The sequence below is a fragment of the Acinetobacter sp. CAU_H_78 genome, assembly GCF_058599365.1.
Genome location: NZ_CM178652.1, coordinates 1784252 through 1796406, shown reverse-complemented (window position 1 = coordinate 1796406; position 12155 = coordinate 1784252). Strand labels below are relative to the sequence as shown.

Below are 12155 nucleotides of genomic sequence, written 5' to 3'. Positions count from 1 at the left end.
ATAGATTTCAATAAAAAACCGCTGTTCATAGCGGTTTTTTATTATTCTCAGTTTAATTAATTATTTTAAGCTCAGACTCAGATAAATTCATTTCAAGTAGTGGAAGTACTTTATCTCGACCTTCCAGATAAGCATACTGTGCAAGGCTTAACATTGCCTCATCTTCTTCGCTATTTCCATAAGCATAAATTTCAGCATAATCTTCTAAATTATATTTTTCCAGGATTCTACTTTTCTTCTGATCCTTACTACAATCAGGTGTGTTGTATAAACCTGTCATTTTGCCTGTCAGAATTTCTACTTCACTACAAATCAGGTCAATGCCTAAATAAGTACAAACCGGTTTTAAATATAAATCCAGTGAAGCAGAAACGAGAACGACTTGATGCCCGAGTTGCTGATGTTGTCTAAGTTGCTTTAATAGCTTAGGATTTAATCTTAAAACAAGCTGCTGTGCATATTCTTCGGCAAGCTGCTGAATTTCATGCGCATGACTATTTTTGAACATGGTGTAATACAGCTTTGGGCGCATTGCATGAGCAGGATAGAGCTTAAGATAGTAAGCCTGAATCCAAGGCAGAATACGAATGCCACGTTTTAAAATCTGCCTTTTCTTTAAGGCATAGAAAATGAACCCTGTAAAACTGTCATAAGGATACAGGGTTCCATCAAAATCAAATAAGGCTAGAGTTTTATATTTTTGATGCGGCGCATGCATGTTTGATAACGACCATCGACACGGCTGGCAAACCAGTTAGTATTATACTCACGACTCAATTTTGGGCCTGAGATCACAACTTCTGGCATCATTGCATAAATTGGCTCTTTACCGGTGTTTTCTTGATAAAGTTTACTGATACCACGATAAGTCATGGTATCTTCAAAATCTTTAACTTTTTCTTTTTTTAGATCCGCCCGAATCTGACGTTCAGTAATAATAAAATTATTTTTTGCAAAAACGCTGATGAGCTCTCGTTCAGATTGACTCTTTTGTGAGCGAATCGCGCCATCTTTAGTATAAAGTAGTAAATCGCCATCTAGACTCAATTCGGCATCGGTTAAATTATTTAACATGCTCTGGAACGCTGCATTACGGCTGGAATACATCCCGGAGTTATAATCAGCAAAGCGATAAATTGGTTTTTCATAATCCGCAGGGTACATCATCAATCGATGAATCCCGTAATAGAGTCCGCCGTACTGGCTATACAGGTCACTACGCAAATCAGCAATACTGCCACCTTGACGTTTATATTCCTTGGCATAGCTGATATGTACCTGCATGGAACCCAAAGTTGTAATCGGATTCATTTTTTCGCCAATATTTTGTCCAAACAGTTTGGCAGCCCCTGTCAGTGCACTTACATGATAATGTTTGGCCATGTAATCAAAGATTTCACGATAAAGTTCATCTAATTGACGTTCGGTTTTGACCTGGCGCATCTGACTGAGATAATTGTCTTCTGGACTTGGATGGTTTTTCAGTACATCCTGGAAATATCCTGCAACTGTTGCACCGATACTTTCACCAAGTTTATCTTTGAATTTTTCTTCCAGACGTTCCTGAACTTCTTTAACTGCTTTTTCACCAAGACCAGGAACTACCGGGTCTGCATTAAAGTTAGATTCCTGATCGACAACTGCCACGATTGAACAGATATTCTCTTTGGTTTGTGGAATACCGAGCTGATCAGTGATGTCATAAATATCTTGTGCCCAGGATTCACGCTGGCTGACACGACTTGGAATGGCCTTGCGAATATGTTCAACTTCAAGAGTCGGTTCATCATTTGACCACCATGAACCATTGCCACACCCTACAAGGCTAATAGATAAAGCAAGTATGGATACGGACTTAAGAGAAAAAGCTTGAGCAAAATATTTGTTCATGGTGTCGTAAATAAATTGAAAAGATGAGTGAACAAGGCAGATGCAGTATACTATGCCCATCAGAAAAGTGATGAATTTATATGTATATTGGTCCCTATCAACTGTCAAATAATTTGATTGTCGCTCCCATGGCAGGTGTCACCGATCGTCCATTTAGAACCTTATGCAAGTACTTCGGTGCAGGTCATGCGGTCAGTGAAATGATGACTTCTGACAAGACCTTGCGCATGAGCAAAAAGAGCTTATATCGGGCAAATTTTGATGGTGAGCTGGCACCAATCTCAGCGCAGATTGCTGGTTCTGATCCACATGACTTAGCTGAGGCAGCACGCTATCAGGTTGCAAATGGGGCACAAATTGTTGATATCAATATGGGATGCCCAGCAAAGAAAGTCTGTAATAAGCTAGCCGGTTCTGCCTTGTTAAAGGATGAAGATCTGGTTGCACGTATTTTAGATGCAGTTGTTGCTGCAGTTGATGTTCCTGTTACTTTAAAAACCCGTTTGGGCTATCTCAACGGTCATGAAAATATTCTGCGAGTTGCAAAACGTGCTGAAGACGCGGGGATTGCAGCGCTGGCATTACATGGCCGTACTCGTGAAGACATGTACCTCAATACGGCACGTTACTCCTTAATCAAGGAAGTGAAAGGGATGTTGAATATTCCCGTGATTGCGAACGGAGATATTGATAGTCCTGAGAAAGCCAAATATGTACTGGACTATACAGGTGCAGATGCCATTATGATCGGCCGTGCAGCACAAGGCCGTCCCTGGATTTTTCGTGAAATTGCACATTATTTAAAAACCGGAGAGCATCTGGCTGCGCCAAGTATTGCTGAAGTGAAAGATGTGCTACTAGGGCATTTATCCGAACTTTATGAGTTTTATGGTGAATATTCAGGTTGCCGTATTTCGCGTAAGCATATTGCCTGGTATACCAAAGGACTACGTTCGAGTAATGAATTCCGTCAAAATATGTATCAGGTAGAAAACACCGCCGATCAATATAAAGTGGTGGAAAACTATTTTAATGGATTACTGGAACATGGCCATATCATGAGCGATGTACAAGTAGATCAGGTGAATCTGTTAGAAACCAAATAAAAGAGAGATTTCCTAGTTCTTCTAAAAGGTATTGTAGTAAATACAGTACCTTTTTTATCTTGTAGCTAAAATTTTATATGCTTCCGTTATATTAAAGCCTGTAGTGAACATAGCCGCATATTAAGTTCACTGAAACTGGACAGGATATGGACATTGGTTACGTGAAATTGCTCTAAGCTGAATTTCTAGCATGGCAAGATGTTTATTCAATCTTGTTCATTCTCATGATCAAGGGAGATCTATAATGACAAATACCAATCGTCCAGTTACAGACTTTGGCAATAAAACCTCGACTGAATTACCAGAGGAACGTAGTGACGCATTAAATCAAGAAGCAACAGATGCCAGTGCTCGACCAGATTTGAATTCACCTCAAAAAGATAATCCTCGTGTGCCAGATATGAATGAAGGCGAGGATAATGTACTTGCTACCAGTGCAGGTACTTTAGGCGGGGCAGCAGTTGGAGCAACTGCCGGTCTGGTAGGTGGCCCTCCAGGGGCAGTAGTAGGCGGTATTATTGGCGGTGTTGTAGGCGGTATTGCAGGGAATGATATTGCTTCACCTGATCATCCAAAACAGACGGATAACTACGAGCATCCAGAAAATCATCCAGAAGCAGATAATTATCAGCATCCGGACACGATTAAGCAGGAGGATGATTACTGGAGAACTGAGCATACCAACCGTCCGTATTATACCGAATCACGTACTACTTACAGCGATCTAGACTATGATCGTGACTATCGTGGTGCTTATCGAGTGGGTTATGAAAACCGTCCACTATATGACCGTCAGACTGACTTTGAACATGCCGAACCTGAACTACGAACTAAATGGGAACAGGTAAAAGGTGAATCCCGTTTGAATTGGGAAGAAGCAAAATTTGCGATCAAAGATGCTTGGCATCGTATGACGCGTTAAAGAATCGATATAAAAAACCTCTCTTTGGAGAGGTTTTTTATTTTAAAAATAAATTTTTTTTTATTTCTGTTTCATTTCCAGTACTAACTGGTTAATTAAATCAGAGGCTTCCATCTCACGAATTTGCGCCACATTTGAGCCTGCCCAAAATGCGCCATAACCCTGATCACCATGTTTGGACGCTGCTGCATGTAACTGCTTGGCCAGATCATAAGTATAGGGATAGGCAGGAACATCCAGACGATTAGGCGTGTCTATATCTATGTGCCAGTGATTAATGATGCCACGCGCTGGACGGCCGGAAATGCTGGCACTAACCTGAGTCAGCGGCTTGGACAGTAGCGCTTTACGATAGGCATCATTGGCATTGGAAGATTTGCATTGAACAAATGCTGTACCCAATTGTACTGCTTCAGCGCCAAAGTCCATCATCTGACGGGCTTGTTCACCATTCATGATTCCGCCTGCAGCAACCACCGGCAGTGAAAAATGCTGTTTCATCAACTTGACCAGATTAGAGGTTTTGACTGAGGCATCAAACTTGGTGCTAAAGATACCCCGGTGACCTCCAGCCTCAATGCCTTGAGCAATGATGATATCAATCCCTGTCTCTTGAATGGCTTTGGCCTCAGCAAAATTGGTGGCAGATACCATCGTCAGAATACCTGCATCTTTTAGAGCCTGAATCTGATGCGGAAGGGGAATGCCAAAATGAAAGCTGACCGCACATGGTCTGGTTTCCAGAACCAGATTCAGGAAGTCATCATTGTCTTTAAAACTTGGGTAAATACAGTTCAATTGAGTGGGTGGATTAATTCCGTATTCAGCAAATTTATCTTTAAACTGGTCAATCCAGGCTTGAGCTACGTTTTCATCAAGAGGCTGGCTGTCATGACAGAAAAAGTTAACCTGAAATGGGCAATCTGTAAGTTCCTGAGTTTTTAAAATCTGCTGGCGCGCAGATTCTACGCTGCTGGCTCCTAAGCCGAGCGAACCCAGACCACCTTGATTTGAAACTTCCGCTGCCAGTTCAGGTGTCGAAACGCCTGCCATAGGGGCCAAAAAAATAGGATGTTTTATTCCAAGTTTTTCTAATAAAGACATAGATTTGCTCCCTGTTACTCTATCTACTTTGCCTATAGCCGCAGAATTAAGCAAATCATATTGGTTATTTTATTTTGAAATAATGCTGTATGGATAACGGTTCAATTACATTTCTTACGACATGAAATGTCGCTACAAAGACAGGAAAGCTATAGTGCATCACGGGGAAAATTTATAATAGGTTTTTAGCCAACAACTTGCTGAAATCATGTCTGATCGTATCCGAGAAAAACTACAAATTTTAGCTGATGCCGCCAAATATGATGTGTCCTGTTCATCGAGTGGCAGTAACCGTAAAAATAAAGACAAAGGCTTGGGCAATACCGGAAATGGAATCTGTCATAGCTATACCGAAGATGGTCGCTGTGTCTCATTGCTGAAAATACTGTTTTCTAATGTCTGTATTTTTGACTGTGCCTATTGTATCTCTCGTCGTTCCAATGACGTAAAACGTGCTGCATTTACCGTACAGGAAGTGGTCGATCTGACCATGAATTTTTATCGCCGTAATTATATTGAAGGGCTGTTTTTAAGTTCGGGAATTTTTAAATCAGCAGATTACACCATGGAGCGGATGTTGCAGGTGGTGAAAAAGCTGCGTCTTGAAGAAAATTTTAATGGTTATATTCATCTCAAAACCATTCCAGGAGCATCGCAGGAGATCATTACTGAAGCAGGTTTATACGTTGACCGGATGAGTATCAATCTGGAAATGCCGACCGAAGCAGGCTTGCAAAAGTTTGCCCCAGAGAAAACCCATACTGAAGTGCAAAAAGATCTGGGAATTGTGCGGGATCGCCTAATCCAGTTGAAAGATGAACGTAAGATCATCAAATCCGTTCCCAAATTTGTTCCCGCAGGGCAGACCACGCAAATGGTGGTCGGTGCGCATAGTGAGACAGACAAAGATATTATTTTAATGGCTGATCGGCACTACAAGGAATTTAAGCTGAAACGCGTGTATTTTTCTGGCTATATTCCGATTAACCCCGAAGAAAAAGCCTTACCCGCAATCGGCTCAGCGCCACCCTTATTAAGAGAAAATCGTCTATATCAGTCTGACTGGCTGATGCGTTTTTATGGATTTTCAGCGGATGAAATTGTGGATGACCAGCATCCAAATCTGGACCTAGATATTGATCCAAAGCTGAGCTGGGCTTTACGTCATCCTGAGGCCTTCCCGGTTGATATTAACCGAGCCGACTACAAAATAATTTTACGCGTGCCGGGCATTGGAGTACGTTCTGCCAAAAAGATTGTACAGGCACGCCGTTTTGGTCAGATTCATATCGACCAACTGAAAAGGATGGGCGTGGCGTATAACCGAGCGCAGCATTTTATTCGCTGTGCAGATACACCAAAATTTAAAAAGGAGCAGCAATCCCAGCAGATTCGCCAGCAGATTTTACAAGCTGGTCAATCCAAATATCAGCAACAATTGTCACCTCAACTGGGATTCGGTTTCTGATGGCACACTACTGTTTTGATGGCACCATGACCGGTTTATTAAGCTGTGTATTTCGGGCTTTTGAATTTAAAGAGTTTGATGTCAAAGTGACTGCCAATCCGCAAGCACAAAATGGCTTATTCGATGATTTTATTCATGTGGCTTCGAATGAAAGTCATGGGCAGCGGGTCTGGCAAGGCCTAAAACAGAAAGTATCATCCAGCAGTTTAAAAGCCTTTTATTATGCTTTTCTTTCTGAAAAAGAACAGGCATTTCAGAACCTGTTTGATTTTGCAGTCTATATATTTCAAAACCAGCGGCCGGTTGATAAAGATTATGGCCATCATGCAGTCATCGGAATGTCACAATGGTGCAAACAGGTCGGGCGCGAAAAGCATCGTATGGAAGCTTTTGTCCGCTTCAAAAAAGCCAAAGATGGATTGTTTCTCAGTCTGGTCAAACCGGATTTTAATGTACTGCCGATTATTTCCCGGCATTTTAAGGAACGTTACCAAGATCAGCGTTGGCTAATTTATGATGAGCAGCGCCAGTACGGCATCTATTACGATTTAAATGATGTGCACCACATAGAGATGAATGCAGAAATGGTTGATCCACAAATCCGGATTGGACATAGTCAGTCTTTTAGTATTGAACTGGATGATGAAGAAGTACTTTATGATCAGCTTTGGAAAGATTATTTTAAAAGCGTGAATATTCAGGCACGACAAAATATGAAACTACATATCCAGTATGTACCTAAACGCTATTGGCGTTATATGAATGAGAAAGTACTTTAAATAAAATCTTCGCCCAAGTTTAAGGCATAATGAAAGCTAATATTTAGATCGAGTGTATAGATATGAAGGTATGGCTGGCATCATTAGCTATGGTAACTGGATTGGCCGCATGTTCAGCAGAGCAACAGAAAGTAGCAGTAGATCCAGGTAAATATCAGGTTAAAAGTGCACAGGAATTACAGCAACGTTTTGATGATCTAAACAGTAAGTTGGCACAAGACTTTCAGCAATTTAAAAAAGTAGAAAGTATTGCCTTTTCTCATCAGCTGCCTTTGGATGTGAATAACCTGCAAACCTTGAATCAGCATCCTGTTAGCCGGACTGCGCTAAAATCCAGTAAAGTAGCCTATTGTGACATGATGAATGGTTATTTTACCGAGATGTATCGCTTGGGACATTATAATCTGAATCTGGTCGACGAGATTCAATTACCTAAAGCCGAGAATGAAGACCTGAAATCCAATTTTGCATCTAGCGATCAGTTCTATACTTTTATTCTGGATCGTTATACCACTTATCGCCAAGTGCAACAGACCATGAATTATGGCTGTAACTTAAAAGCTGCATTGTAAGTATTAAGCTATAAAAAAAGCCCATCGCAAAGATGGGCTTTTTTATTTAGCAGCCAGTCAGTTTTTCTGGTTGAGGTTTCTCACCGGGGAAGAAAATTGGACGAAGTTTTACCCCAAGCCCATTTCCAAGGAATGCGAAGACCAGCCATAACCAGCCATGTACGCTGCCTGAAGCAATACCACTAAAATAGGCACCGATATTACAGCCATAAGCCAGACGAGCGCCGTAGCCAAGCATCAAACCGCCAATAACTGCAGCAACCAATGAACGTTTTGGAATATTGAAGTTCGGAGCAAATTTACCTGCCAGACTGGCGGCCAATAATGCACCAAGCATGATGCCAAAGTTCATCATAGACGTAATATCGAACCAGAGCGATTCAGATAAGGCTTTGGCATTTGCTGGTTGCTGCCAATACGCCCAAGAGGCTACATCAATTCCAACAAAACTTGCAGATTTCGCGGCCCAGACAGCAAGGGCAGAAGTAACCCCCCATGGACGACCAGCCAGCGCCAAAGTAGCAAAGTTAAGCAGGGTTAAAATGATTCCGCCCCAGATTAATGGCCATGGACCACGCAAAAAGCGTTTCCAGCCCTGATGCTGGCTTTGAGGTTCAACTTCTAAATTGCCATGACGTTTCTTTTCAAAAAAGATAGTTGCAGTAGCAATAACAGCAAAAACGACAAAGCTCAAAACAAGTGCAGGAATAACACCAAAACTTTCTACAATGGAGATGGGTGCGAAATGGGGTAGGTTAAACCACCAGTCAATATGCGAAGTCGCAATCAGTGAGCCAGCACAGAAGAAGAACAGGGTTACCAGCATACGGGCACTACCACCACCCACAGTATAAAGTGTGCCTGATGCACAACCGCCACCGAGTTGCATGCCAATCCCGAAAATAAATGCCCCGATCACCACAGACAGTGAAACCGGACTGACAAAGCCTTGAACTGGATTACCAAACAGTTCACCTGCGCCTAAAGCAGGGAAAAATAGCAATACAGCAAGACCCAGCATGATCATTTGGGCACGTAAGCCACGACCACGACGTTCTTTAATAAAGATGCGCCAGCTGGAGGTGAAACCAAACGAGGCATGATACAAGGTCATACCCAGTGCACCACCCACCAGAAATAATAGAGCCTGGTTCAGGCCTACGATGTGATAGGCACCGACAGTTCCTAATACAAGCAGAATAAAAGCCACCCAGACCGAGAGATTCGATCGCTGGGAAGACACAGCAATAACAGACATGGGAGATCAAGCTTTAAAAATAAAGTCGCGTATATTACGCAATTTCTCACTAAAATGGGTTGATCTAGAGCTTCTAAGAGTCAATTAAACATCCTGATAACTGATAATAATTATGACTTTAAATGATATAAGGTCATGATTATTTCAGAAGATATCAGCTTAAATAGAACAATCGCCCGTCTAATAGTGAAACGTATAAAAAGTTTAAAAGCCTGCAAAGCAGGCTTTTAAAGATTGAAAGCTTTAAAAATTAATTTTCAGCTTTCTCGCGTACTTTACCTGCACCTTCTTCAATAGCACCCGCAGTTGCAGCAGTCGCATTTTTAGCGGCTTCAGCAGTGGCATCGGCTGCTCGAGAAGTCGCAGCTGCAGCTTCATCAGCGGCACGGGAAGCATTTGCTGCCGCATTATCCATGGCTTGGTCAGTTTCTTGAGAAGCCTCATGAGTGGCATCTTCCATATCATGGCCGGCTTGAGTAGCAGCATTTTCTAAATGCTCACCTGTAGTCGCGCCAGTTTCAGGCTGTTTCTCTTTATTACAACCCACCAGTGTTACGGTAGCAACTAAACCCAAAGCAACAAGTAATTTATTCATCGTGTCATATCCTTTGTAGTTGTAAGGTCGAAAACAGTCTAGCGAGTATTTATTTGAATTTATGCTAATAATTAGATCAGAATTTGTTCACTAAATGTAATTTTTATAAAGGCTTATACAATTTTCGCCAAATATAAATCGTCTGATTATTTGAATGTATTTTCTTACAAACCTTATGTAGATTGCTTCTCACTGCTTATAAAGAGTGAGGTTATTCACTTTAAGATATAGTTTTAGATGTAACAAAACACAACTATTTCATCATCAATTTTTATCAGGCTAAAAGTAGAAGCCATAAAAAAAGCCCGCATAAAGCGAGCTTTTAAAACTTGAAAACTTATAGACCAGCAGATGCTTTAAGTGCTTCGACTTTGTCAGTTTTTTCCCAAGTAAATGCAGTATCTGAACCTTCACGACCAAAGTGACCATAAGCCGCAGTCTGTTTATACATTGGCTGGATCAGGTTTAACATACGGGTAATACCGTATGGACGCAGGTCAAAATGCTCACGAACCAATTGAACGATCAATTCATCAGACACTTTGCCTGTATTGAAAGTATTGATTGAAATTGAAGTTGGTTCAGCAACACCAATCGCATAAGACACCTGAATTTCACATTTGTCTGCAAGACCCGCAGCGACAATGTTTTTCGCAACATAACGGCCTGCATAAGCAGCAGAACGGTCAACTTTTGATGGATCTTTACCAGAGAATGCACCACCACCGTGACGTGCCATACCGCCGTAAGTATCTACAATGATTTTACGGCCAGTCAGACCACAGTCACCTACAGGGCCACCGATCACAAACATCCCGGTCGGGTTGATGTGGAATTTGGTATCTGCATGGAACATGTCGGCAGGAATGATTTTCTTCACAATTTCTTCAATCACAGCTTCTTTTAAATGAGCTTGTGAAATTTCAGGATCGTGTTGAGTCGAAAGCACAACAGCATCTAGGCGAACAGGCACGCCATTTTCATAAGCGAAAGTCACCTGGCTTTTTGCATCTGGACGTAACCAAGGCAATGTACCATTACGGCGTAATTCAGCCTGTTTTTCCATTAAGCGGTGCGCATAAGAAATTGGCGCAGGCATGAGTACATCAGTTTCACGGCTGGCATAACCAAACATCAAGCCCTGGTCGCCGGCACCTTGATCTTCAGGTTTCTGACGGTCTACACCCTGAGCAATTTCAGGAGACTGCTTACCGATCATGTTGATGATCGCACAAGTCGAACCATCAAAACCTAGGTCAGAATGATGATAACCAATACTGTTAACGGTATGGCGGACAACCGCTTCAAAATCGATGTTCGCAGTTGTTGTGATTTCACCGGCAAGTACAACCGCACCTGTTTTTACAAGCGTTTCACAAGCAACCCGTGCATATGGGTCTTCTTTTAAGATTGCATCCAAGATAGCATCACTGATTTGGTCAGCCATTTTATCTGGATGGCCTTCGCTTACAGATTCCGAAGTAAATACAGCGTACTCGCGCATAGTCCTATCACAGTTAAATTTAAAGACCCGATATGTTACATCGACTTGTGCTCTAGGACTAGCGCAACTCGACAAAATTGCACGAAATTGTTTCAAATTATTGTGCTTTTATTTGATTATTGGAATTAAAAAAACTGATATGCCTAATTAAACAGCAGGGCGGATTCATTTAATAAACTTAATAAATAGTCTGTGAATTGATAAAGGACGCTTATTAAGCAGTGATATTTCTAAACAAATTTGCATAACTAAATACTAAGAAAAATATAAAAATTAAAGTGCCTAAAATATCAAGGAAAGTGATCATTCTATTAATAAATTAAGAAGGGGGTATTGATCGTACGACAGACAGCCTTGCTGCAAATAGTCCGATTCTGCATAGTAGTTTCAAGTCTTCAGAAACCGCCTGTCAGGAAGTGGCGAAATCTTTTGGTATGGACTTGTTTAAAAGACTGTACGGAGATGGAAAAGCATGTATCAAAAGGCGTTTACCTTGATTGAAGTCATGATTGTACTCACAATTATTGCCATTCTGGCGACAGTAGCAGGCATGAGTTATCACAGTTATGTAGTGCGAAGCCAACTAGCGGAGGTTTTTGAGCAAGCGGGTAGCTATCGAACTCAATTTATTGCCTCTGATGGCCATTGTGATGCAGGCCGTCAAATTGGCAGCGGAACCCAATATATTGAAAAAGTCGTGATCAATGCCGCTTGTCGGATTGAATTTAAGCTACGGCAGGATGGGGTAGATACGGCTATTCGTGGGAAATCCATTGCTTTTGATGTCTATAGCGGCAGTTGTTCTTCGAGCGATATCAGTCAGCGTTATTTACCTAAAGATTGCCGAGGACAATGATTTTCTTGGTATCGATTAGCCTGATTTAACTTTAATCTTTATCTTTTATGTCTGAGGATCTTGGGCAGACAATAGATATTCACATATACATTTTTATAGCC

Annotated in this window: 12 protein-coding genes; 6 read left to right on the top strand and 6 right to left on the bottom strand. The window is 41.5% G+C overall.

Annotated elements, in window-relative coordinates:
* Nucleotides 1-52 precede the first annotated feature (52 nt).
* Nucleotides 53-718, bottom strand: a complete 666-nt coding sequence (locus AC4MCD_RS08665; protein WP_419374942.1) for an HAD-IB family phosphatase — start codon at nucleotides 716-718, stop codon at nucleotides 53-55.
* The gene (locus AC4MCD_RS08660; RefSeq protein WP_419374943.1) at nucleotides 685-1890 is read right to left on the bottom strand and encodes a DUF1615 domain-containing protein; all 1206 of its coding nucleotides are present in this window, start codon (nucleotides 1888-1890) and stop codon (nucleotides 685-687) included. Before AC4MCD_RS08660 ends, AC4MCD_RS08665 begins: the two co-directional genes overlap by 34 nt.
* 80 nt (nucleotides 1891-1970) lie before the next feature.
* Here AC4MCD_RS08660 and dusB point away from each other — a divergent pair, with 80 nt between their 5' ends.
* Both dusB and AC4MCD_RS08650 read left to right on the top strand, forming a co-directional pair.
* Nucleotides 1971-2996, top strand: coding sequence for a tRNA dihydrouridine synthase DusB (gene dusB / locus AC4MCD_RS08655; RefSeq protein WP_419365616.1), 1026 nt, complete (start codon nucleotides 1971-1973; stop codon nucleotides 2994-2996).
* Between the two features lie 244 nt (nucleotides 2997-3240).
* Nucleotides 3241-3918, top strand: a complete 678-nt coding sequence (locus tag AC4MCD_RS08650) for a hypothetical protein (RefSeq protein ID WP_419374944.1) — start codon at nucleotides 3241-3243, stop codon at nucleotides 3916-3918.
* A 60-nt stretch (nucleotides 3919-3978) separates the two neighbouring features.
* Here AC4MCD_RS08650 and AC4MCD_RS08645 read toward each other — a convergent pair whose 3' ends face one another.
* The gene (locus tag AC4MCD_RS08645) at nucleotides 3979-5022 is read right to left on the bottom strand and encodes an NAD(P)H-dependent flavin oxidoreductase (RefSeq protein ID WP_419374945.1); all 1044 of its coding nucleotides are present in this window, start codon (nucleotides 5020-5022) and stop codon (nucleotides 3979-3981) included.
* Nucleotides 5023-5230: 208 nt separating this feature from the next.
* Here AC4MCD_RS08645 and AC4MCD_RS08640 point away from each other — a divergent pair, with 208 nt between their 5' ends.
* From AC4MCD_RS08640 to AC4MCD_RS08630, 3 genes are all read left to right on the top strand, one after another.
* On the top strand, nucleotides 5231-6490 hold the full coding sequence (locus AC4MCD_RS08640; RefSeq protein ID WP_419374946.1) for a putative DNA modification/repair radical SAM protein: 1260 nt from the start codon (nucleotides 5231-5233) through the stop codon (nucleotides 6488-6490).
* Nucleotides 6490-7269, top strand: coding sequence for a TIGR03915 family putative DNA repair protein (locus tag AC4MCD_RS08635; RefSeq protein ID WP_419374947.1), 780 nt, complete (start codon nucleotides 6490-6492; stop codon nucleotides 7267-7269). The genes AC4MCD_RS08640 and AC4MCD_RS08635 overlap by 1 nt, the downstream gene beginning before the upstream one ends.
* Nucleotides 7270-7331: 62 nt before the next feature.
* Entirely contained in the window at nucleotides 7332-7841 is a 510-nt protein-coding gene (locus AC4MCD_RS08630; protein ID WP_419365619.1) for a hypothetical protein, read from the top strand.
* A gap of 46 nt (nucleotides 7842-7887) precedes the next feature.
* Here the strand turns inward: AC4MCD_RS08630 and AC4MCD_RS08625 are convergent, their stop codons facing one another.
* The 3 genes from AC4MCD_RS08625 to metK all read right to left on the bottom strand — a co-directional run bounded on the left by AC4MCD_RS08625 (nucleotide 7888) and on the right by metK (nucleotide 11198).
* Nucleotides 7888-9099: a YeeE/YedE family protein gene (locus AC4MCD_RS08625; protein WP_395525918.1), complete on the bottom strand. Its 1212-nt coding sequence runs from the start codon at nucleotides 9097-9099 to the stop codon at nucleotides 7888-7890.
* Between the two features lie 250 nt (nucleotides 9100-9349).
* Entirely contained in the window at nucleotides 9350-9694 is a 345-nt protein-coding gene (locus tag AC4MCD_RS08620) for a hypothetical protein (protein WP_180003928.1), read from the bottom strand.
* 337 nt (nucleotides 9695-10031) lie between these two features.
* Entirely contained in the window at nucleotides 10032-11198 is a 1167-nt protein-coding gene (metK, locus tag AC4MCD_RS08615; RefSeq protein ID WP_004786281.1) for a methionine adenosyltransferase, read from the bottom strand.
* A 472-nt stretch (nucleotides 11199-11670) separates the two neighbouring features.
* Here metK and AC4MCD_RS08610 point away from each other — a divergent pair, with 472 nt between their 5' ends.
* Nucleotides 11671-12054 carry a pilin gene (locus tag AC4MCD_RS08610; RefSeq protein WP_180003925.1) on the top strand — a complete coding sequence of 128 codons (384 nt, stop codon included), beginning with the start codon at nucleotides 11671-11673 and terminating at the stop codon, nucleotides 12052-12054.
* Nucleotides 12055-12155 lie beyond the last annotated feature (101 nt).